We start from the raw sequence: 22,292 nt of genomic DNA, 5'->3' as shown, positions 1-22,292 counted from the left end.
TTCAACGACGAACACTTCAGAAAAGAACGCTATAAATTGGGGTGAAGTGTCTAGACCGTCACGGGTATATTCACTTCGTGAAATAATGCGAAGAATATATAACGCATTACCTTCATTATTGTATCGGCTGGTTCGAGAAATAACCTATGATTTCTAAAACCAGCCGATATGTGAAAAATATCCTCAAGGAAAAGTGAAAATACATTAAGTGAAATGACGCGGGAAATGCGTGAAGATTGGAGATATTCGGAGAGAAATACTCGCCCCAGAAACACCCCCGGCTACTCCATGCCACGGGCAAAATACTCCTCGTCAATGCGATAACCGCACTCACCCTCACCATCAAGCACGCCCACACGGTGACGAATCATCAGCTCCACCAGCTGATGCTGATCAACCAGAGCAATATTGCGTGCACCCGGCAAGCCCTGCAAATACTCAGGCACCGGCTGCGCAAAAGCACCGCAGGTCACCAAAACACCCTGCAAACCGCCGTGCAGAAGCACCGCACCGGCAAGCTTCTGAATCTCGTTAGGAGTGACCTTCATGGTTCCGCAATAGTGCTTCACCTGAATATAAATCGGTGCGAAATCCAGGCCGTCAGAGTAGCGGGCAATAACATCCACGCCCTTATCGTCGGCGCCGCCGGTCACCTCGGTACTAAAACCAAGAGCCGTAAAAATATCGGCAACAATCTGCTCAAAATATTCCGGAGTCACCGCGTGAATATGCTGAATTAAATCCTGCGTAAAGTGCTCGGCAAATTCCGCCTGAGCATGAATAACCGGTGAATCGCTGGCACGCAAAATAATATCCAAAGGAGACTGACCCGCAGGCCAGGTCTCAGCAGTACCCGCAGAATTCAACGCATGTGCAAGGTGCTCCGCACCGGTTGCTTTGTGGGCAGCAGTAGCTTCCCCGGCATCGGCAGCAGGGAGGAACGGCTCCATACCGGTGACCGCATCACCATCGGAAGCACCAAAAATGAGGCGATGTTCTGCCTCCGCAGTCGCCAGGAGTGCATTCGCCTGCTTCTTGAGCTTCTTCGTCGTCCTCGCCGTCAAACTCTGAGTACACAGCGCCTGCACCTGCTTTACCACGCGCGGCGGCACCGAACCGTGCAGATGCGGGGTGCAGGTCAGCTCGGCACCCAGAGGAGTGAGCAGGTACTTCCTCTTCTCCCACGGGGTCAGGCGAGGCATCAGCTGGGCATAACGAAGTGCCACCAAGATTTTCAAGGTGGTGCGCACAGCCACCGCAAAATCGGTGGATTCAAGAGCCGGTAGGTTCTTCTTCGACCCCAACGCCTTAGTCTGCTGCCGCAACTGCTCACTAACATAGGCGGCGGTGCGGGGCACAGTCTTCGACAAGCGCCGTAGCGTCGGCAACAGAAGCGCGATATAGACATCCGGTGGGGGCCTATGGTTTTTATTCAGCATCTTTGCCATGGTCCCTGCCAATTATTAATACTTATGTGACGGTATATACATCGTAGCATCAGGGCGTATCATCATCGCTTTATCGTTCCTAATATGACAAAACCGCAAGAATCGGCGCATTAGATGTTCAATAGCGCAATATCAATCTTGAATTTGAGGCAAAACAATATATTCCCGCCACACCAACCGGCGTGACGGGAATATAAGAAGCAGAGTTATCAGCTCGCGTTACCTGGGGCGAGCGCGCCTCCACGAACCGGGACCGGGACGCAACGAAACACCCAGGCGCTGGCCGCGGTTCAGGATGCGCGAAGCAGCACCCACCAGCGAGTTCTGCTCCTTCTGCGCGGCATTCGCCTGCATCATCGCAACCACAGCGGTGAGGGCGGCAATCTCCTCCGGGGTGGGGGAGCCCTTCACTACCTTCAGTAGCGGCTCCTGCTCAGTGTCAGTATCAACCGAAGACTGAACGGAGTCCTTCGCTGTGCTGGGTGCGGTAGCCGCGCGCGCAGAAGAACGGGCAGAAGAGGTAGCGCGAGAAGACCCGCGCTCAAGCTGCTCGGCGCTCTCAGTAGCCTCCGAACTGTCCTTCTTCTTGCCAAACGAGAAATAACTCAGCGGATTGTAGCCTGCCAAAGGCTCGCCTCCTTAGAAACCTAAAATCGTGCGAAGGCCCGCGCCATACACGGCGCGGGCACAACGGAAGCCTACAGCGGGATGTTACCGTGCTTCTTCGCCGGGGTAGCCGCACGCTTATCGTGCAGGGCGCGCAGCGAAGAAATGATGCGCACGCGAGTCTCGCTCGGGGCAATCACCTCGTCAATGTAACCCAGCTCAGCAGCCTGGTACGGGTTCAGCAGCTCTTCCTCATACTTGGCGATCAGCTCAGCGCGGCGAGCCTCAACATCGCCGCCCTCAGCCGCCAGAGCCGCCAGCTCACGACGGTACAGAATATTCACCGCACCCTGAGCACCCATCACACCAATCTGAGCGGTGGGCCACGCCAGGTTAATATCGGCACCCAGCTTCTTCGAACCCATCACAATGTACGCACCGCCGTACGCCTTACGGGTAATGACGGTAACCAGCGGAACGGTCGCCTCCGCGTAAGCGTAGAGCAGCTTAGCGCCGCGGCGAATAATGCCGTTGAACTCCTGATCGGTGCCGGGCAGGAAGCCGGGAACATCCACAAAAGTCAGAATCGGAATGTTGAACGCATCGCAGTGACGCACGAAGCGGGCAGCCTTCTCGGACGCAGAAATGTCCAGGCAACCAGCGAACTGCATCGGCTGGTTCGCCACAATACCGACCGTGCGGCCCTCGACGCGGGCGTAACCAATCATTACGTTCGGGGCGTACAGCGCCTGCATCTCCAGGAAGTGGCCGTCATCCACCACGGACTCAATGACCGCGCGCATGTCATAAGGCTGGTTTGCCGAATCCGGGATCAGGGTGTCCAGGTCCAGATCGTCTACCGTCACCACGGGCTCCTGGTCGTGCTCCAGGGGCAGGGGCTCGGCAAGGTTGTTCGACGGCAGGAACTCCAGAAGCTCACGCACAAAATCGAACGCGTCTTCTTCATCCTCAGCCAGGTAAGTGCTGGTACCGGTCACGGAGTTGTGCTGACGCGCACCACCGAGGGTCTCCATGTCCACGTCCTCACCGGTCACGGTCTTAATGACGTCCGGGCCGGTAATGAACATGTGCGAAGTCTTATCCACCATGATGATGTAGTCAGTCAGAGCGGGGGAGTACGCGGCACCGCCAGCGCAGGGGCCCATAATGACAGAAATCTGCGGAACCACGCCGGACGCACGCACGTTCATGCGGAAAATGTCAGCAAACATTGCCAGGGAAGCCACGCCCTCCTGAATGCGGGCGCCACCACCATCGTTAATGCCGATGACCGGGCAGCCGTTCTTCAGGGCGAACTTCTGCACCTTCACGATCTTCTCGCCGTTCACCTGCGAGAGGGAACCACCGTACACGGTGAAATCCTGAGAGTACACGGCAACCAGACGGCCATCCACGGTGCCGTAACCGGAGACCAAACCGTCACCCAGGGGCTTCTTCGCCTCCATACCGAATGCAGTGGTGCGGTGGCGGGCGAGGGCATCAAACTCAACGAAAGAACCCTCGTCCAAAAGCATCTCGATGCGCTCGCGGGCGGTGTTCTTGCCGCGTGCGTGCTGCTTCTCGATAGCTGCCTCACCGCTGGGCGCGAAGCTGCGCTCTCGACGTGCATAAAAATCAGCGAGCTTACCGGCGGTGGTGCTCAAATCAAATTCCTGCTGGAGGTTCTCGGACATTATTCCTCGTTCCTGCTCCACCCGATCGTCGGGAGCCAGTGGTTGCGGTGATGGTTGTTCAGAAGGCCCTGAAGAGCGCTCTTGAACAATGTGCATATCCCTCAACTATAGTGCGAACTAGGGCACATATGCCAGGTGAGAAGCCAGAATATCAACACTAGATACACTTTTATGCACTCAGCATCCAAGAGGGTGACCCCATGGACTCCGACTATGACGCAGCGAAGGTGAAGAACAACCAGCCAGCCCACACCCTGTACACGATGAAGACTATTAAGGACCTGGAGGAATACACCCAGGCTTATAACGAGAAGAGCGGCGAGTTCGAGGAAACCCCGACCCCGCGGACGGATTATCTGACCGCCCCGATTCTGGCGGCTGACGGAGACCCCATTGAGATTGCGGTCCGCAGTAGCGAAGCGCTGAAGGCGCAGCTGAAGGTCATCGAAGGCAGCACCCCTGCTGTGGATAAGCCGACCATCGACACCATGAAGATGCCTACCATCACCCCCGAAGTGCTCATGACCTCCGATACTGCGGAACCACAGAGCATAACGGAAGAATTCGACACCGCCGTATGGGGTAAAGAACAAACCGAGCCAGCCCAGAGCCTAGGCGAAAGCGACCTGGTCGAAGTCGAAGGTGAATGGGTCATCGTCACCTCCCTCGTGAAAGATCCCTTCGGCTCCGGCGACCTCATCCTGGACTACCGTACCCCCCCCACGGCGAATCTGGCTCCTTCACCCTGAGCCAAGACCAGCAACTAAATACCCGCCGCGCCCGCAGCGAAGCAGACATCGAAGCGTACGACAAGACCCGAGAGGAGACCTAAACCCATGAGCCAGCACACCTCAAATGACGACTTCGAAAACGTCCTCACCTGGCTATTCATCTTCTTCATGGTCCCCATCGGCGCTATCGGCGCATGGATGAGCGGACTTTTAGAAGCCGCAAAAAACTGGTTCCTGTCCTTAGGCATCTTCTTACCGACCATCCCCACGATGGAAGGCACGACCGACGGGGAGGCAGTCACCGAAACCGCATCAAACACGCACACCGTATTCAGCATCCCAGAGCTAGGTATCGCACTGGATACTCCACGAATCATCTTCTTGCTGTGCCTGCTTGCTCTGCTGCTGACCTTTGCTGACTATGCGGCGAAGGCGAAGCGTGCACGCCGTAGGTAAAGAACACCTCCGGCGAGCGCTAAGAGGGTGTAGAGAGATGATAGGGGGTATTGGTCTTGCCGTGTTGGGTAAGACTGATACCCCCTTTTTTTGGTTTTGACCCGCTAGGTGTAAGGCCTGGCGGGTTTTGTGTTGACGGTATTTTGCACGCCCTAGTGTGACTGTGAAGAGCCTGCTGGGTGTCTTGGTGGTAGAGAGTGGTAGATAGGCTATCTGTGCTTGTGCTGTGCTCTTGTCTTTTTGTGTGTGCGAGCACTGGGGGGGGCTGCTCTTTGTGGGCACTTGTGCTGAGGTGTAGGAGTGGGTTGAAGGTAGTGCGGTCGTTGTGGAACCTGGATGTTTCCTGAAAGGTTGGTAACGAGAAGATAAACAATTGTTGTATGCATATATAAATGAAGATGCATCAAACGATACGATACGTATGATTTTTGCGTACGTTTGTAATTCACTATTTCGAGAGGATGAGACCATAGACGCTCAGTACAACCTATCCAAGACACCAGTGGCGCCATCTGAGACACTGGATTACATGGAAGAGGACCCAAGCTCTTCCCACATGAGCGCTGATGCTATCCCGGTAGGGAGTCGGCCCATCATTAGATATGAGCATTGCGGGGCTGTACTCAAGCACTGGAAGCAGGATAAGCATCATGTGTACGTGTACATCCCGGCCAAAGACCTCAAAGGCCTTAAAGACCGTGGCTTGATGGAAGACTGGTATGTTGATGGCAGTGTCCAGCCCGAGCCGGAGATGTTTCGGTGTAGTGTGCTCAGCTGTACCCGCCCCAAATGTATCGAACGGACCCAGCCGAAGTTGTCAGCGGCGGTCACTCGGGTGGTGCGAGCTAAAGGCCCGTACAGTCTGATGCTGACCATCCCACGATTGACTGATGGGGAGGTAAAAACCGCGTTCAAGGTTGCTGAAAATGTGGCAAAGCACCTTCATGGCCTTGAAGGTGTGAGCTGCTGGGGAACCTGGGCGGTGGCCGAGTGGCATCAGTCTGGGGTCACTCAGCAGGCGGCTCAGCATGCCATCAAAAGAGGGAAGCGGGAAGGGTACCCCTATCATGTGCACGCGATCATTCCCGTATCGCTGGAGTCTTGCGACAGTGTTGCGCAGGTAAACGTTGAGGCGAATACTTTTCTGCGGTCTCAAGCGGACCAGCTGATTTATGGCGGTAGCTTGCCCGGTAGCTTACCGATGGTAGATGCGGATCAGGAGATTGCTGCCATCGCTCACAGTGAGCATGAGGAATCTGCACCGTATGCTTCCATCATTCACGTGGATGATTTGGCTCAGCAGCTAGGCAAAGACGACTATCTGTATGACTATCAGACTAAGGGCATGTTGCCTGAAAAAGGCCGCAGGTCAGATAATTCGGCGGCGCGGTTCAAACGGCACCTTGAGGTGAATCGTCTTCTCGGAGGTAACACCCCGTGGTATCGAGCATCCACCGTACAGAAGGGTAATAGATCCTTCTTCGATGTTGGCTCCTTCCTGGATTCTGAGGATTCGAAATACCGGGGGCTGGTACAAGATAATAACAAGCGCCGTAAGATGCGTTTCGTGGTGCCTGCCTCATACAAGGGGATTACCGCTGAGTATGAGGTGACAGGCCGGGATTTTCACCGCTACCCAACCTTATCGGCGGAGCAAGCCCGAAAGGCGATTGAAGAGCAGGAACATCAGCGCCTACTAAATCAGTGCATTGCCGCATACCGTAGGCGTCAGGGGCTTTCTGCTCCATAAGTAAAGTACTTCTTCAGCCCCCATTTTGCTGGTGCATGCTGGCGGTGGGGGGCACCGCTTGTGCTTGCTTCGGGGTGGTCTTCACCAGGGGTTTGCCACCAGTCGGCGAGCGCTAAGAGGGTAAAAGAAGGGGGCTACTGGACTCTACATATACATCATGAGTCCAGCAGCCCCCCTTTAGGTTCCTGCACTATGCCTATGTCCTTGATTATGCGGGTGGCACAGGAGTGGGCAGATGAATTTTTAGGTATCTATTCTGTCGAAAATTACAAGTTCGCGTGGCGAGTGTTGACGTCGTTGCGTGCGTGGTTGAGGACCTCGTCGTAGTGCTCTGGGGACTGCTTCATATAGTCCAGTGCTGAGAGGCCATCGTACATAAGTGACTGGCTGCGCAACCACAGGGCAGTTTCCCACTCATTGAAACCTCCATTCAGGAGGGTCTGGATGATCTTTTGGATGGACGGGTCGACTGCACCGTTCGCGAACTGGAACGCGGGGTAGCCGTTACGGCCTTTGCCGTCTTTGAGGCGCAGGATCGCGTTGTTGTTGATGCGGTCGTTAAGTGCCTGTCGGGTGATACCACCGAGGTACTGGCAGATGGCTGCGGTGGTGTGCAGGTCACCGATGATAGATAGTGCGGTTTTGGGCTCCTTATAGGTCTTAGCGTGCTTTTGGATGGCCACTCGAATGGCGAAGGACAATGCGTGCGCGCTACTTTCAGTAGTGTTGATGGCCTCGTCAGCGATGAGCGATTCGATCAGCTTCTGAGCTGGTCCGAGGGTGTGGTTCAGGAAGTCTTTCTTTTCCATGGTTTTGGGTTTACCTTTCTTTTGAGTGCTTCAATTGTGGGGCCCTTCCTTGTGTAAGGGGTGGGCACCGTGTTGAAGCATCCCATTCCCACAATAAACAATGTAAAGCCTAACTGTAAAGCCAGGCTGTCATATGTAGTTGTGGATGGGGACCCCTCACCCTTGCCCCTTCCCTTTCAATATCAGGGAAGGGGCAAGGGTGAGGGAATGATTACGCCGTAAGGCAACGCCTCTAGGTCAGAGGCATGGTAGCATGCAGAGCATCACCAAAATCATCGGCGAAGATAGGTGTACCCTGCGACTCTTCAAACTCCTCGGGCTCCTTGAGTTCAGGCAGGTCTCCGACCTGATGAGCCTGGCACTCGCGATATACGACAAGCGCGTCGCGAGAATCCTCGACCTCAAAGTCACCCTCATAGACGCCTGCAGGACCAAAAACGTATACATTCACGGTGTCCTCTAGGGTCGAGATGGAGATAATGCCATCGAACCCCAGTTCGCGGATAGCCGCAGCCCACGCCTGAGTGAGTCGATACTCCAAATCCTTGTGCAGCATATCACTCATGCATTTAGCGCAGAAGCCGGGGCCGTCTACACGCACATCCAATAGGCGCAGCTGACGCTTGAGACGCAACCTGGATACCGACACGCCCTCCAGGAGAGACTGAGGTATTTCTACATCCTTGGCTTTAGTATTGAGTAGCTCTCGGAGAGCCGCCACAGGTGACGCACCAGTATTGCATGTACCCTGGCCCTTAGAGCCCGGCAAATCAAACCGTCCGCCAGTGTAGCCAGCATAGCCAGCATCCTCGGGAGCCCATGCAGAAGAGTAAAAAAGCGGGCTGCGGAGCTTCGTGCTTTCAGATTCATAGGTCGCGTGCGTCCTATGGAGTACCGGGAAGTCAGTGTCGGGCCCCGCCAGTATGCACTTGTACTGACTCGGCGGGGTGTTCGCACTCGGCGGGTTTATTGCTGGTTTAGTGTGCTGCTGGCATTCAATCAAAATGTGCCAACCTCTCTTGCTCCGTGGAGCAGTGTTTGTCGCCTATTGAAATTTCATATGGGGCGACTGGTTTTATATTACAGTGTTGATTGTACCCTGTAAGTATTTGATGTGGGGATACCGTTCGTCATTCCATTCGCTATCAGGTGAAAATGTATTTACTGGCGCAATAAAGTACGGAATATAAACACTTTTGAAGGCCTATTGATCTCAGTCCGGGGCCTGGATGCGCCTTCAGTGCGACATTAATAGCAGTTTGACAAGTGGAAACATCGGAGATGGGTCTCTCTATCGCGCACTATTCCGCCACGCCCCTTTATTTCGCACTATTCCGCCACGCATTATTTGGCCGCGGTCCAGAATTTCAGTCAAAAAATATGACAATAAAAGGCCTGCGGGGCATCTACAATATTCTCGCCATACACAGAAGCTTCTAGTGGTTCTACGCAAATCAGAGCACAACAAAAGAATCTTCAAGAAGCACCCGAAGGCTTCAAAATCCGCTACCCCCACCACCGCTGCTTCTGCTGTTGCTGAAGGTGTCGCTACCCCCACCACTACTACTACTGCTGGCGCTACTGCTTCTGCTGTTGCTTCTGGTGCTGCCGCTCCGGCTGCTTCTATGGCTACACATAGAACATGTTCCAAAACATGCGACAAATACCGCCAAGAGGCACCCCACCCCCTCAATCAGTTCATGGTTTCTTCACCTCTACCACCCCATGGAATCCAACCTTGCTCGCGCTCGCACCGTATCCCTTAGCCGCCATGTTCGCAGCATGAGGCGTTCCTGCCGCATACTTCCTCTGAACAAAGCGTGAACCCCTATGGCTTAGAGTGGCACATAATATAGAACATGTACTATGACTTGTTCTGTGGTTTGCTGACAAGGAATATCTGTCAGTACCCCCATGGGTCCCGTCGTTTTTAGGGGTTGTGTACTTCGAGCCCCTTCCGTGGTCTAACGCCCCTTTATTTTCGATGTTGCCCCCCTTTTTTGGGTGGTGCCCCTGTTTTTGTCTTTCTGTGTCTCTGTGTTCCTTGGTGGAAGGGTTGGTTGATGTTTCTTACGTGGACGGATCACGTTCAAGAGCGTGCTAGTGAGCAGGGTCTTTCTTTGGGGGTGTGTGTTCGGGGGTTGTTGGCTGGTTCTTTGGTAGTGCGTCGTCTGGGTAATCGTGTGCGTGATGGCCTGAATTTGGCGTAAAAACAGGTCAGGTGGGTTCCTAACACACAAAAGGTGCACATCTTAGTGAACATGTTCACTAAGATGTGCACCTTTTGTGTGTTTCCAGCCAACGTACGAGGGGTAGCCCAGCAATAACACTGAACTACCCATACAGCGTACAGACGGTGTGAAGAGGGGCTCAAAAGAGCGCAGAAACCCCCCTTCCGTCTCGGCAATCCTTGTCGACGGAAAGGGGGTTTACGTTCAAGCTTTTCCAGGGTGAAGCGGTGCTCGACCTTAGATGGTGCCCAGAACCGGGTTCCACTCGGTCACGGTGTGAGACAGAACCGCGCCACCAACGTTCATCGGGTCGTTAGCCACAATCTTTTCGGCTGCCTCAGCGGAATCAACCTTTGCAATCAGCAGAGCGCCAGCGGGGGTCTCGCCGTCCAGCAGAGGACCGGAAACGATCAGGTTGCCCGCCTCAATCTGCGAACCAAGGTACTCGCGGTGAGCCGGACGGTACTTCGCCTGCTCCTCGGGAGCTGCGTAAACGTAAGTAATTGCGTAATAAGCCATAGCGGTCTTCTTTCGAGCAGGGCGGAGGAACCTCCGCAGCCGGTCGGTGCTTGATGCACCCTCACTGTCTAATGTACCGTCTCGGGTACCGGGTGGGCATCACCGGCGGCAAGAAATTGATATGGTGAGAAATCAGCGTGACTCGGCTGAAGCTCGTAGGTTTCGGTAACGGGTCGGCATGTTTTAGAGCAGTTTTCGGGCGGAGTAGAAAGGCGCAAGCTATGGAGAAGAATATACACATCGAGAGTGATCATTCGGTTTTGGATGCGCCGCGCATCCGCACCATCGCGCTGGATGCGGGCTACTCCAGCGTCAACCTCTACGATGAAGTTGACTCCACCACCACCCGCGCCCGTGAACTACTCATGGACGGCACCGACCCCGAACGCGAACAGCTCGGCGAGCTCTCCGTCTACGCCAGCCTCTACCAAAGTGCCGGACGCGGCCGCCTCGCCCGCGTCTGGACCGCCCCTCCCGGGGCCTGCCTCGCCGCGAGTATCGTGGTGCGCCCGCACGTCTCCGCAGACCCGCTCGCCCGAGAGCTACCCGAAGGCAGCTACCACTGGCTGACCCTCATCGCCGGGCTCAGTGTGGTCGATATTTGGCGTGGCTACGGCGTGGACGCCGCCCTCAAATGGCCCAATGACGTCATCGCGCAGGGCGCCAAGGGGTGCGGAATTCTCGCCCAGCTTGTCCCCGAAAGCGGCTCCACCGAGGGGCTGCGCAGCATCATTGTGGGCATCGGCCAGAACACGAACATGTCCGCCGAGCAGCTACCCGTACCCACTGCCACCAGCCTGAGCCTGTGTACCGGGCAGGTCATCGACTCCTCCGAGGTGCTCACCCGACTGCTGAGCATCTTCGCCCGCCGCTACCACGCCTTCGTGCGCGCCGGCGGCGACCCTGAACGCCCCGACCCGCTCACCCCTGATAGCCTCAGCCTGCTCGATCAGGCGCGCGCCGCCACCGCCACTCTCGGCGCCAGCGTGCGCATGAGTCTGCCCGACGGAAGCACCGTAGAAGGCACCGCCGAAGACCTCGACGCGCAGGGACGCATCCTCATCCGCCGCGAGGACGGGGCCCTAGAGCCCTACGCGGTCGGCGATATTGAGCACCTTCGCCCCGCCAACGGTAGCTACGGAGATTTTCAGCAGGCACACTAGAACCAGCCCCTAAAAATTTCAACCAAAAAATCAGCCCGGCACGGCTACACTCAGCGAACCCGCACCACCTCAACCGGCGCCTCCAGCCGGAATATAACAACCAGCACAGCTAAGGACCACCATGCGTTTGCGCGGAAAACTCAACCCCGGTGAGCATGTCATCATTGCGACCCGACAGCACTACGGTGCCCTGCTGCCCACGCTTGCCTACCTGCTGGTTGCGATCGCCGCCTCAACCTTTGCCTCCACGGCACGGTCCTCACCGATTCTGTGGACTCTCGGCATGATCTGCGCGGTAGGTGCCCTGCTCGGTGCTGTGCGCACCGCCTGGCGTTGGGCAACCACCTACTACCTGCTGACCACCCACCGGCTCGTGGTTCGCCGCGGTGTGATGACCCGCAGCGGAGACGAATCCCTCTACCTGGACTCCATGGGGGAGCGTTGGGCAAAACAGCGCGGCCCGGGAGCCTGGCTAGGCTACGGTTCGGTGTACGTAGTCTGCCGCGGCGTGCATCACCGCCTGACCTACGTGCCCGACCCGAAGCGTTTTGAAAAAGAAATTAAAGCCGCCCGACGCGACTACTACGCCCTGCGCTCTCGCTATATTTAGAGCTTCTTTGTCCCCGCCGCCGACTCGGGCGGGAGCTATCGGGTTGGCTCAGAGCCTAAATCAGCCGCCAAATCTGCCGAAAAAATGCGGATTAGAGTATTCTTAAATGTGAATTACTCCACTAAACTATCCTAGGGTGCGGGCGCTTTTGTGACCCAAACACCACAGCGGAGGGGTATATTAACAAGGCGCTACACGGTGAGCATCATCGCAGTGACGCAATGCAAAACCCACAGAGCGTAACGAGGCACCTCGTAACCTCGTGCCACCACGGTATAAACCAGATAGTATTTTCCGGCAGAGATGAAAGGAGCGGCAGCGGCAATGAGCACGGCAGACCACCATGAACCTGCGCACTCTCCGCAGGACACCGGCGCCACCATGGGCCCCGAAACCCAAATGCTGAACCTCAAAATTCTGCAGAACCTCGCCCAGAACAATATCTACCGCGACGAGGAATCCAAAGCAGGAATCCGAGCCCTTGAAAAGTCGCTCCTGGGACAGGGCCGCCGCTACACCCCCGTAGAAGCCGCAGAATGCGCCGGACTTCCCTTCGAAACCGCCCAGCGCATCTGGCACAACATGGGCTTCCCGACGATTCCCAACCACTCGCCCTACTTCACTGAAACAGACGTGCTGATGCTCGCCGACCTACAGAAGTTGGACGCAGAAGGCGACATCCGCATGGAATATGTGGCATCCCTCGTGCGCGCCGAAGGTCAACTGACCGATCGCACCGTCGCCTGGCAGATTGAGGCGCTCGTGCACAACATCATGGTCACCGAAAACCTTAGCGATAATGATGCCCGCCGCAAGCTCCTTAAAGACTTCCCACGCTACCTTGAGGTTCTCGAGCGTCTGGCGCTATACGCATACCGCCGTCAGATGTACGCTGGAATCCTGCGCCTGGGATTGCGTGAGAACAATGTGACCACCTCCGGCCTTTCCCGCCTGCCCCTGGTGCGCGGCGTGGGATTCGTGGATCTGGTCTCGTACACCTCTCTGGTACGTAACCTAGACGCGGCGGCTCTTTCTCAGCTCATCAACCACTTTGAGCAGAGTTGCCTGGACGTTATTGCACCCCTGGGCGGCCGCATTATTAAGACTCTCGGTGACGAAGTTTTCTTCCTCACCGAAACTCCGGACGCTATCGCAGAGATTAGCCTGCAGCTCTCCGAAAAGATTGGTGCCGACCCGCAGCTGCCGGACTCCCGCGTCGCCTTCATCTGGGGTGAGGTCCTGGCTAACCGCGGTGACGTGTACGGCTCCAGTGTGAACCTGGCTGCGCGCCTGGTCTCCCTCGCTGAACCGGGTACCGTACTGACCGATAATGAGACAGCAAACACGCTCCGACAGGTGGGAAATCGCTATATTCTCACCTCTCAAGGGACGCGAAACGTTAGAAGCTTTGGTAACGTAGACCCCGTGGCGGTGACTCGTCGCGCGAACTACACAATGGAGATAGACCTCTCATGACTGAACTGAAACTACGTACCGGTGGTGCAACGCACCGCGGCGCACATCGAGAAAATAACGAAGATTCGATGGTCGTTGCCGGTTCCCTTTGCGTGGTCGCGGACGGCATGGGAGGCCACGAAGCCGGCGAAGTAGCATCGCGCCTGTGCGTGCGTCAGCTTGCCTACTCGCCTTTCTTCACCATGCCCGGTGGCCGTAGCGAAGAGGAGCAGCAGGCCTACGCTGAACGCCTCGCCGCCATTGACGACTCCGACCCCGCCAAGCGTCGTCGCCGCGCCAACACCGTCCTCAACAACGAAATCGTGGGCACCCTGAACCGCCTGCACGATATTCTCGGCGAAACCAACGAAGAAATTAAGCAGGCACTCTCCCGCGCTGGCGGCACGACCGTCACTGGCGCCTGGCTGACCAGCATCGGTGACCGTAACCTGTGGGTTATTTTCAACGTGGGTGACTCCCGAACCTACCGTCTGCTGCGTGAAGACGACGGTATTCACCACTCCGCCATGGAGAAGCTGCCCGGCTCTGAGGGTTCCGCCTCGCTGGAGCAGGTCACGAGCGACCACTCCGAGGTGCAGTACCTGGTTGACGAGGGTCAGATTACCGCCCTGGAGGCGCTGACCCACCCGCGCCGCAACGTGATTACCCGCGCCCTCGGTACCGGCAACTACTGGGAACCGGACTTCTGGGTTCTGCCCGCCCGCGCCGGTGACCGCCTGATGCTCTGCTCCGATGGCCTTTCCGGTGAGCTTTCGCACGAATACATGGCGCGCGTACTCACCTCGATTCGCCACCCGCAGGACGCCGCTGACGTGCTCCAGCACGAGGCGCTGCGCTCCGGCGGCCGCGACAACATTACGGTGATTGTTGCTGACGCTGTCGAGGCCTAAACTTCATACCTTATGATTCACCCCCGCTCTCTTCGGGTACTCGTGCGAGTGCCTTCAGGAGGTGGGGGTGAACTGTATCTGCACACAGAAACTAAGGAAGCGCGATTCGGGAAGTGGCTACGGTGTTTTTGCGCCAGTGTTCGCGCGCGAGGAACCTGCCAATATGACGAGCGATAGGGGAGAGGCGGAGCAAAAACGCTAGACTGGACGGGTGACTGAGAACAACACCACCCAGCAGACTGCCACCGCCGAGACTCGAGCAGAGAGCCCCGCAGAAAACTCCGTGGAAAACACCGCAGAAAACACCGTGGAGATTACCGAGGCCCTGCGTGCTGAGTACGCGGAACTGACCGATAAGATTCGTGCCGCCCGCCGCGCCTACTACAACGAGGACGCGCCCTTCCTCTCTGACGCCGAGTACGATAAGCTCTACCGCCGCCTCGAAATCATTGAGGCGGAGCACCCGCACCTGATCGCCAACGACTCGCCCACCCAGGAAGTCGGTGGTGAGGCAATTGAGGCTTTCGCGCCCGTCACCCACCTGCAGCGCATGTACTCCCTCGAGGACGTCTTCTCCTTCGAAGAGTTGCGCACCTGGCTGACCAAGACCGAAGAGAGCACCCGGAACCTCACCGGTAGCGCACCGCAGTGGCTGACCGAGCTGAAGATTGACGGCCTGGCGGTGAATCTGCTCTACCGCAACGGTACCCTCGTACGCGCGGCAACCCGCGGCGACGGCACCACCGGTGAAGACGTCACCCACAATGTGCGCACCATTGCGAGCATCCCGCCGCAGTTGACCGGCGAGAACCACCCCGAGGAGATTGAAATCCGCGGCGAAGTGTTCATCTCTTCCGCTGATTTTGAGAAGCTCAACGAGTCCATGATTGCCGCAGGTAAGAACCCCTTCGCTAACCCGCGTAACGCCGCGGCAGGCTCGCTACGCCAGAAGGATGCGGCGATTACCGCTTCGCGCCCGCTGAGCATGTACGTGCACGGCATCGGTTCGCGCACCGGCCTGGATATTGCCACCCAGTACGAGACCTACGATCTGCTCGCCTCCTGGGGCCTGCCCGTGAGCCCCTACAGTGAAATCGCCGCTAACACCGAGGCGGTGTTCGACTTCATTAATAAGTACGGCGAGCAGCGCCACTCCCTGGTGCACGAAATCGACGGCATCGTCATTAAGGTCAACGACTTCGCGACCCAGGCTCAGCTGGGCTACACCTCCCGTGTGCCGCGCTGGGCGGTGGCGTACAAGTACCCGCCCGAAGAGGTGCACACCAAGCTGCTGGACATCCGCGTGGACGTGGGACGCACCGGCCGCGTGACCCCCTACGGCGTCATGGAGCCCGTGTTCGTCTCCGGCTCGACCGTCGAACGCGCCACCCTGCACAACCAGGACGTGGTCAAGGCCAAGGGCGTGCTCATCGGCGACACCGTGGTGCTGCGCAAGGCAGGCGACGTGATCCCCGAGATCGTCGCCCCCGTGGTTGCCCTACGTGACGGCACCGAACGAGAGTTCGTCATGCCCAGTGAATGCCCCTCCTGCGGTTCGCCCCTTGCCCCCGGCAAGGAAGGCGACGTGGACCTGCGCTGCACGAACCCGCGCTCCTGCCCGGCGCAGCTGACCGAGCGCGTGTACTATGCGGCAAGCCGCGGAGCCTTCGACATTGAGGCGCTCGGCTTCGAAGCGGCAAAGGCGCTCACCAGCCCCGCAACCCCGGACACCCCTCCGCTGACCACCGAAGCGCACCTGTTCAGCCTCAACATTGAGGATTTGCGCGATGTCACCATCGAGCGTGAGAAGAAAGTCAAGGGCGTGGGCACCGGAAAGATGGAACGCGTGCCCTACTTCTACACCAAGCCGACCAAGGCACGCCCCGAGCCGAAGCCCACAAAGAATACGCTGAACCTCTTCGCCGAGCTGGAGAAGGCAAAGCAGCAGCCGCTGTGGCGCGTGCTGGTTGCCCTCTCGATTCGCCACGTGGGCCCGACCGCTGCCCGCGCGCTCGCCGCGGAGTTCGGTTCGATGCAGGCAATCCGCGAGGCTGACCGTGAACGCCTTGCCGCTGTGGACGGTGTGGGAACCACGATTGCCGACTCGATTATTGAGTGGTTCGCTGAGGACTGGCACGCCGAGGTTGTGGACTCCTGGGCTGCCGCCGGTGTGCGCATGGAAGATACTCGTGACGAGTCCGTGGAGCGCACCCTGGAGGGCTTGACCGTGGTCGTGACCGGCACGCTGAACGGTTACACCCGTGATGGCGCGAAGGAAGCCATTATTTCTCGCGGCGGTAAGGCATCTGGTTCTGTATCTAAGAGGACCCACTTTGTGGTTGCGGGCGCGAACGCCGGCTCGAAGCTGGATAAGGCTCAGCAACTGGGACTGAAGGTGCTGGATGAGGATGGCTTCACCGCTCTGCTTGAGGGCGGTCCGGAGGCTGTTGAAGCTACCGCCGAGTAGACCCGGTAGCGGGGTCATCTGAATCTGACCCCTGCAATATATAGAGCATTCAGGCTCTGGAGTGCGTGCTCCAGGGCCTGAATGCCAATTTCTGGCATTTGTAATTACCACAGCTTTTAAGGCGGAAGCGCCTTAAAACACTCCCAAAGCGAAGAAATATTTAAAAAATATTTACACGCTGTTCAAAACCCTTAAAGGTGGTGCCCATCAACCCCGAATCGGAAAACTCAGCAGGGGAGCGCATCCGAGTTAAACCCCTAGAAAACCCCGAAATTCCGGGGTGAAACCCTTAATGTGCGCGGGGCTCAAGGTCTTAAATAATGTTTCCTGCACTTTTAACCTGAAAGAACCCTGGGAGAACCCGGGACGTTCGCTGTGAACTTGAAATCGGGTTGGAATCATAAAAAACCTCGGCTATCTTTGAGACCAGATAGATTCTCGCAAGGGAATCGCCTGTGTGGTTTCAAGCTTGGAACGCTTGAAACGATGCCCGGTTCTACCGCACGTCCCCATCGAGGAAACGCCACCCGGATTCCGCACATAAGTGCAGAATCGCTCACGGTGACATGAAATCGGTGGAGAGCCGCTCACATGGTAGAGCCAGAATATGAGTAACCTACTTCGTTATCAAAGGGTGAGCGGCGGCGCGCTAGAGTTCCGGGGACGGAACGAGCGGGGACGGCCCCAAGGAGCATTATGAAGAACACTTCCATTCGTCGTACCGCAGCAGCTCTCGCCATCGGTGGCGCTGTAGCAGCTACCATGTCGATGCCCGCTGCAAACGCAGTAGACGGTGCTACCTGGGACGCACTGGCACAGTGCGAGTCCGGTGGCAACTGGTCCATCAACACCGGTAACGGCTTCTACGGCGGTCTGCAGTTCACCCAGCAGTCCTGGAACGGCGTCGGCATGTCCGGCTCCCCCGCGACCGCTACCCGTGCACAGCAGATCGAGGCTGGCGAGCGTCTGCTCGCTATCCAGGGCTGGGGCGCATGGCCCGCATGCTCCGCTAAGCTTGGCCTCTACGGCAAGACCGGCGCAGCTCCCACCTACACTGAGCCCACCACCACCGTGGCTGCACAGTCGCAGACCCAGCAGACCTACACCGCTCCCGCGGCACAGGCTGCACCCGCAGCAGCACCGGCAGCTCCCGCAGCAGCACCCGCTGCACCGGCAGCTCAGGCTGCACCCGCAGCAGTTGAGGCTCCCGCAGCAGTTGAGGCTCCCGCAGCTCCCGCCGCAGCACCGGCAGTTGAGGCTCCCGCAGCTCCCGCTGCAGCTCCCAAGGCTGCAGCAGGCACCTACACCGTGGTTCCCGGTGACTCCCTCTCGCTGATCGCTGCAAAGCTCGGCGTTGCAGGCGGCTACCAGGCAATCGCAGCTGCGAACACCGACATCATCTACAACGTTGACCTGATCTTCCCCGGCCAGGTTCTGACCATCCCCGCCTAAGGATTAACCCCCAAGCGTAACGTGGACACGTTGTAGCCCAACGCCCCGCACCTCATACGAGGAGCGGGGCGTTGAGCATTTAACCCGAAAATAGGGGAGGAGAACACCGCCTGACCACGCAAACCAGCAGGTAAACCCTCCAACCCCCAATGAGACGGAAAACGCAACCTCCACTACACTAGAGAAGAGACAAGAAAACAAACTACGGGAGAACCATGTCTGCCATCACCTTTGAACAGGTAAAGCACCTGGCATCGCTGGCACTCATTGAGATGACCGATGAAGAACTCACCGCGATGGCGTCTGAGCTGGACGTCATCGTCGCATCCGTTGAGACCATGTCGCAGAAAGCAACTGCCGACATCCCCGCGACCAGCCACCCCATCCCCCTCGAGAACGTCTTCCGTGAAGACGTACCCGTCACCACCCTCACCCAGGAAGAGGCGCTCTCCGGCGCCCCCGACGCACAGGACGGCAAGTTCCGCGTGCCGGCAATCCTCGACGAAGACTAAGAGGAGAACAACCAAGTGAACGAACTGATCCAGCTCACCGCTGCAGAAGCAGCAGAAAAGCTCGCATCCGGCGAAATCACCTCCGTCGAGCTCACCCAGGCACACCTGGACCGCATCGCAGCCACCGACGGCGCGCCCCTGAGCGACAACCGAGCAGACGGCAAGAACGGCCTCAACGCCTTCCTGCACATCAACGCCGAAGAAGCACTTGCCACCGCAGCAGCAGTGGACGCAGACCGTGCAGCAGGCAAGGAACTGCCCCCGCTCGCAGGCGTACCCATCGCCGTCAAGGACCTCATCGTCACCAAGGGCCAGCCCACCACCGCAGCATCCCGCATGCTCGAAGGCTGGATGAGCCCCTACGACGGCACCGTCACCCGCAAGGTCCGCGAAGCACGCATGCCCATCCTCGGCAAGACCAACCTCGACGAATTCGCAATGGGCTCCTCCAATGAGCACTCCGCATTCGGCGTAGTCCGCAACCCCTGGGCGCTCGACCGCGCACCCGGCGGCTCCGGCGGCGGCTCCGCAGCAGCCGTCACCGCCTTCCAGGCACCCCTGGCACTCGGCACCGACACCGGCGGCTCCATCCGCCAGCCCGCAGCACTGACCGGTAGCGTCGGCGTCAAGCCCACCTACGGCTCCGTCTCCCGCTACGGCGTCATCGCCATGGCATCCTCCCTCGACCAGGTAGGCCCCGTCGCCCGCACCGTCCTGGACACCGCACTGCTCCACGAAGCAATCGCAGGCCACGACCCGCTCGACGCAACCTCCCTGCCCGATGAGCCCGGCAACTTCGTTGAAGAAGCCAAGGCAGGCGCAGAAGCCGCACGCAAGGGCGACCTGTCCGGCCTGCGCATCGGCGTCATCAAGGAACTCGGCGGCGGCGACGGCGAAGGCTTCGAGGCAGGTGTCCTCGCACGCTTCCGTGAATCCGTTGAAGAGCTGCGTGCCGCAGGCGCAGAGATCATCGAGGTCTCCCTGCCCTCCGTCACCGAAGCCATCAGCGCCTACTACATGATCATGTCCTCCGAGGTGTCCTCCAACCTGGCACGCTACGACGGCGTCCGCTACGGCCTGCGCGTCGTACCCGAAGACGGCCCCGTCACCATCGAACGCGTCATGTCCGCAACCCGCTCCGCAGGTTTCGGCCACGAGGTCAAGCGCCGCATCATCCTCGGCACCTACGCACTGTCCGCAGGTAACTTCGACGCCTACTACGGCGCCGCACTGCGCGTACGCACCCTCATCCAGCGCGACTACGCGGCAGCATTCGAAAAGTGCGACGTGCTCATCTCCCCGACCGCGCCCTCCACCGCATTCAAGCTCGGCGAGAAGACCGAAGGCGACCCCATGGCAATGTACCTGGGCGACGTCGCAACCGTGCCCGTCAACCTGGCAGGCGTCCCGGCGCTCTCCCTGCCCGGCGGCCTCTCCGAAGAGAACAACCTGCCCGTCGGCATCCAGTTCACCGCACCCGCACGCGAAGACGCACGCCTCTACCGCGTCGGCGCAGCACTGGAAGAACTGCTCACCGCAAAATGGGGCGCACCGCTCTACAAGAGCCTGCCCGACACCGAAACTCTGATCCGCGACTTTGACTTTGGGGGAACCAAGTAATGAGTGAAGAAGTCCTCAGCTTCGAAGAAGCCATCGAAAAGTACGACCCGGTCCTCGGCTTCGAGGTGCACGTCGAACTGAACACCAAGACCAAGATGTTCGACTCCGCACCCAACGAGTTCGGCGATACGCCCAACACCAACGTCACCCCCGTATCGCTCGGCCTGCCCGGCGCGTTGCCCATGGTGAACAAGACCGCTGTTGAGTCCGCCATCAAGCTCGGCCTGGCACTGGGCTGCGACATCGCAGACAAGTCCTACTTCGCCCGCAAGAACTACTTCTACCCGGACTCCCCGAAGAACTTCCAGACCTCCCAGGCTGGCGGTCCCATCGCGGAAAACGGCTCCCTGGACGTTGAGCTCGAAGACGGCACCATCTTCACCGTCGAAATTGAGCGCGCCCACATGGAAGAAGACGCAGGCAAGCTCACCCACGTCGGCGGCGCAGACGGCCGAATCCAGGGTGCAACCTCCTCCCTGGTCGACTACAACCGCGCAGGCGTGCCCCTGATTGAGATCGTCACCCGACCCATCGTCGGCGCCGGCGAACACGCACCCGAACTGGCACGCGCCTACGTTGCCGCAATCCGCGACATCGTACGCTCCCTCGGCATCTCCGACGCCCGCATGGAACGAGGTAACGTCCGATGCGACGCCAACGTCTCTCTCATGCCCAAGGGCGCAGAGAAGTTCGGCACCCGCTCCGAAACCAAGAACGTGAACTCCCTGCGTTCGGTTGAGCGCGCCGTCCGCTACGAGATTCGCCGCCACGCAGCGATCCTCGAACGCGGCGAAAAGGTCACCCAGGAGACCCGCCACTGGCACGAAGACACCCGCGAAACCTCCTCGGGCCGCCCCAAGTCCGACGCCGACGACTACCGTTACTTCCCCGAACCGGACCTCGTACCGGTCGTCACCAACAGCGAATGGATTGAGCGTCTGCGCGCCGAACTGCCCGAACCCCCGGCAGAACGCCGCCGCCGCCTCAAGGGCGAGTGGGGCTACTCTGACGAAGAGTTCCGCGACGTCGTCAACGTTGGCGCACTCGACGTTATCGAAGAGACCGTCGCCGCAGGCGCAACCGCAGCAGCAGCCCGCAAGTGGTGGATGGGCGAGATTGCCCGCCGCGCAAAGCAGGCTGAAGTTGAGCTCACCGCCCTCGGCGTGGAGCCCGCAACCGTGGTCGCCCTCGAAGCGCTCATCTCCGAAGGCAAGATCAACGACAAGATCGCCCGCCAGGTGCTCGAGTTCGTCCTCGCCGGTGAAGGCACCCCCGCCGAAATCGTTGAGGCACGCGGCCTCGCCGTGGTCTCCGACGACGGCGCGCTCACCGCAGCCGTTCAGGAAGCACTGGCAGCAATGCCCGACGTTGCCGACAAGATCCGTGCCGGTAAGGTTCAGGCTGCTGGCGCTATCGTCGGTCAGGTCATGAAGGCTACCCGCGGTCAGGCTGATGCCGCCCGCGTGCGTGAGCTGATTCTGGCTGAGTGCGGCGTGGAAGGCTAAGCTTTTCTGCTGACCCGGCTCTAACGAAAGAGGCGTCGTCTCCCCGTGTGGGAGGCGGCGCCTCTTTCGTGCTTTACCCCATTCCAGGTTCTGCGCGGGATGCACGGTTCCGCTTGGATTCCGCACGGAAAGGCGGTTATCGTCCTCGTTCCTACAGGGAACCCGCCCTCGCTTCGCTTCGGGCACCCTGATGTCACGTTCGGACGATACCGCCTTTCCTTGCTGGGGTACTGTGCGGGTGCGGCCGCGTTTTCCGGATGCGCCCTCAGGGTGTCACACGGACGCTCTCCGCAGCGCAGCGAGGAGATGGCGGAGCGTCCGGGTGACGGGTGCCCCTGCGTAGGCGCGGAGGA

General features: G+C 58.6%; 18 protein-coding genes. 12 read left to right on the top strand and 6 right to left on the bottom strand.

Going from position 1 to position 22,292, the window contains the following annotated elements; translation table 11 throughout:
- Positions 1-281 precede the first annotated feature (281 nt).
- The 3 genes from HMPREF2842_RS07855 to HMPREF2842_RS07845 form a co-directional block, all read right to left on the bottom strand.
- Positions 282-1,370 carry a restriction endonuclease gene (locus HMPREF2842_RS07855; RefSeq protein WP_246823237.1) on the bottom strand — a complete coding sequence of 363 codons (1,089 nt, stop codon included), beginning with the start codon at positions 1,368-1,370 and terminating at the stop codon, positions 282-284.
- A gap of 297 nt (positions 1,371-1,667) precedes the next feature.
- Complete coding sequence (locus tag HMPREF2842_RS07850; RefSeq protein ID WP_070644042.1) at positions 1,668-2,075, bottom strand: acyl-CoA carboxylase subunit epsilon; 408 nt, start codon at positions 2,073-2,075, stop codon at positions 1,668-1,670.
- Between the two features lie 71 nt (positions 2,076-2,146).
- Positions 2,147-3,748 (bottom strand): acyl-CoA carboxylase subunit beta, encoded by a 1,602-nt coding sequence (locus HMPREF2842_RS07845; protein WP_005507002.1) that lies wholly within the window; start codon positions 3,746-3,748, stop codon positions 2,147-2,149.
- A 200-nt stretch (positions 3,749-3,948) separates the two neighbouring features.
- On the opposite strand from HMPREF2842_RS07845, the gene HMPREF2842_RS07840 reads away from it, so the two are divergent.
- The 3 genes from HMPREF2842_RS07840 to HMPREF2842_RS07830 all read left to right on the top strand — a co-directional run bounded on the left by HMPREF2842_RS07840 (position 3,949) and on the right by HMPREF2842_RS07830 (position 6,685).
- Positions 3,949-4,497 (top strand): hypothetical protein, encoded by a 549-nt coding sequence (locus HMPREF2842_RS07840; RefSeq protein WP_070644039.1) that lies wholly within the window; start codon positions 3,949-3,951, stop codon positions 4,495-4,497.
- A gap of 87 nt (positions 4,498-4,584) precedes the next feature.
- The gene (locus tag HMPREF2842_RS07835) at positions 4,585-4,935 is read left to right on the top strand and encodes a hypothetical protein (RefSeq protein WP_070644035.1); all 351 of its coding nucleotides are present in this window, start codon (positions 4,585-4,587) and stop codon (positions 4,933-4,935) included.
- 652 nt (positions 4,936-5,587) lie between these two features.
- A complete protein-coding gene (locus tag HMPREF2842_RS07830; RefSeq protein WP_141752191.1) occupies positions 5,588-6,685 on the top strand; it encodes a hypothetical protein in 1,098 nt (365 codons plus the stop codon).
- Between the two features lie 266 nt (positions 6,686-6,951).
- Here HMPREF2842_RS07830 and HMPREF2842_RS07825 read toward each other — a convergent pair whose 3' ends face one another.
- The 3 genes from HMPREF2842_RS07825 to HMPREF2842_RS07815 form a co-directional block, all read right to left on the bottom strand.
- A complete protein-coding gene (locus HMPREF2842_RS07825; RefSeq protein WP_070644016.1) occupies positions 6,952-7,494 on the bottom strand; it encodes a hypothetical protein in 543 nt (180 codons plus the stop codon).
- Between the two features lie 232 nt (positions 7,495-7,726).
- Positions 7,727-8,497 (bottom strand): RES family NAD+ phosphorylase, encoded by a 771-nt coding sequence (locus tag HMPREF2842_RS09125; RefSeq protein WP_168165239.1) that lies wholly within the window; start codon positions 8,495-8,497, stop codon positions 7,727-7,729.
- 1,465 nt (positions 8,498-9,962) lie between these two features.
- Entirely contained in the window at positions 9,963-10,244 is a 282-nt protein-coding gene (locus tag HMPREF2842_RS07815; RefSeq protein ID WP_005507003.1) for a YciI family protein, read from the bottom strand.
- A gap of 221 nt (positions 10,245-10,465) precedes the next feature.
- On the opposite strand from HMPREF2842_RS07815, the gene HMPREF2842_RS07810 reads away from it, so the two are divergent.
- The 9 genes from HMPREF2842_RS07810 to gatB all read left to right on the top strand — a co-directional run bounded on the left by HMPREF2842_RS07810 (position 10,466) and on the right by gatB (position 21,939).
- Positions 10,466-11,407: a biotin--[acetyl-CoA-carboxylase] ligase gene (locus HMPREF2842_RS07810; protein WP_070644007.1), complete on the top strand. Its 942-nt coding sequence runs from the start codon at positions 10,466-10,468 to the stop codon at positions 11,405-11,407.
- A gap of 121 nt (positions 11,408-11,528) precedes the next feature.
- Positions 11,529-12,017, top strand: a complete 489-nt coding sequence (locus HMPREF2842_RS07805) for a glucose ABC transporter permease (protein ID WP_070644002.1) — start codon at positions 11,529-11,531, stop codon at positions 12,015-12,017.
- 324 nt (positions 12,018-12,341) lie between these two features.
- Positions 12,342-13,493, top strand: a complete 1,152-nt coding sequence (locus HMPREF2842_RS07800) for an adenylate/guanylate cyclase domain-containing protein (RefSeq protein ID WP_070643999.1) — start codon at positions 12,342-12,344, stop codon at positions 13,491-13,493.
- Positions 13,490-14,383: a PP2C family protein-serine/threonine phosphatase gene (locus tag HMPREF2842_RS07795; RefSeq protein ID WP_070634121.1), complete on the top strand. Its 894-nt coding sequence runs from the start codon at positions 13,490-13,492 to the stop codon at positions 14,381-14,383. The genes HMPREF2842_RS07800 and HMPREF2842_RS07795 overlap by 4 nt, the downstream gene beginning before the upstream one ends.
- Positions 14,384-14,666: 283 nt before the next feature.
- A complete protein-coding gene (gene ligA / locus HMPREF2842_RS07790; protein ID WP_070644319.1) occupies positions 14,667-16,850 on the top strand; it encodes an NAD-dependent DNA ligase LigA in 2,184 nt (727 codons plus the stop codon).
- Positions 16,851-17,546: 696 nt separating this feature from the next.
- Positions 17,547-18,302: a transglycosylase family protein gene (locus HMPREF2842_RS07785; RefSeq protein ID WP_070643995.1), complete on the top strand. Its 756-nt coding sequence runs from the start codon at positions 17,547-17,549 to the stop codon at positions 18,300-18,302.
- Between the two features lie 215 nt (positions 18,303-18,517).
- Complete coding sequence (gatC, locus tag HMPREF2842_RS07780) at positions 18,518-18,814, top strand: Asp-tRNA(Asn)/Glu-tRNA(Gln) amidotransferase subunit GatC (protein ID WP_005507016.1); 297 nt, start codon at positions 18,518-18,520, stop codon at positions 18,812-18,814.
- 15 nt (positions 18,815-18,829) lie between these two features.
- Complete coding sequence (gatA, locus tag HMPREF2842_RS07775; protein WP_049338850.1) at positions 18,830-20,434, top strand: Asp-tRNA(Asn)/Glu-tRNA(Gln) amidotransferase subunit GatA; 1,605 nt, start codon at positions 18,830-18,832, stop codon at positions 20,432-20,434.
- Complete coding sequence (gene gatB / locus HMPREF2842_RS07770) at positions 20,434-21,939, top strand: Asp-tRNA(Asn)/Glu-tRNA(Gln) amidotransferase subunit GatB (protein WP_070643990.1); 1,506 nt, start codon at positions 20,434-20,436, stop codon at positions 21,937-21,939. The genes gatA and gatB overlap by 1 nt, the downstream gene beginning before the upstream one ends.
- Positions 21,940-22,292: the final 353 nt, after the last annotated feature.

Source organism: Rothia sp. HMSC069C10 (genome assembly GCF_001812205.1).
GTDB lineage: Bacteria > Actinomycetota > Actinomycetes > Actinomycetales > Micrococcaceae > Rothia > Rothia mucilaginosa.
This window is presented reverse-complemented; position numbering and strand designations above follow the sequence as displayed.

Coding starts and splice junctions, on each gene's coding strand:
- HMPREF2842_RS07845 (WP_005507002.1), bottom strand. CDS start 3,748: ATGTCCGAGAACCTCCAGCAGGAATTTGATTTGAGCACCACCGCCGGT.
- HMPREF2842_RS07840 (WP_070644039.1), top strand. CDS start 3,949: ATGGACTCCGACTATGACGCAGCGAAGGTGAAGAACAACCAGCCAGCC.
- HMPREF2842_RS07835 (WP_070644035.1), top strand. CDS start 4,585: ATGAGCCAGCACACCTCAAATGACGACTTCGAAAACGTCCTCACCTGG.
- HMPREF2842_RS07825 (WP_070644016.1), bottom strand. CDS start 7,494: ATGGAAAAGAAAGACTTCCTGAACCACACCCTCGGACCAGCTCAGAAG.
- HMPREF2842_RS07815 (WP_005507003.1), bottom strand. CDS start 10,244: ATGGCTTATTACGCAATTACTTACGTTTACGCAGCTCCCGAGGAGCAG.
- HMPREF2842_RS07810 (WP_070644007.1), top strand. CDS start 10,466: ATGGAGAAGAATATACACATCGAGAGTGATCATTCGGTTTTGGATGCG.
- HMPREF2842_RS07805 (WP_070644002.1), top strand. CDS start 11,529: ATGCGTTTGCGCGGAAAACTCAACCCCGGTGAGCATGTCATCATTGCG.
- HMPREF2842_RS07800 (WP_070643999.1), top strand. CDS start 12,342: ATGAGCACGGCAGACCACCATGAACCTGCGCACTCTCCGCAGGACACC.
- HMPREF2842_RS07795 (WP_070634121.1), top strand. CDS start 13,490: ATGACTGAACTGAAACTACGTACCGGTGGTGCAACGCACCGCGGCGCA.
- HMPREF2842_RS07785 (WP_070643995.1), top strand. CDS start 17,547: ATGAAGAACACTTCCATTCGTCGTACCGCAGCAGCTCTCGCCATCGGT.
- gatC (WP_005507016.1), top strand. CDS start 18,518: ATGTCTGCCATCACCTTTGAACAGGTAAAGCACCTGGCATCGCTGGCA.
- gatB (WP_070643990.1), top strand. CDS start 20,434: ATGAGTGAAGAAGTCCTCAGCTTCGAAGAAGCCATCGAAAAGTACGAC.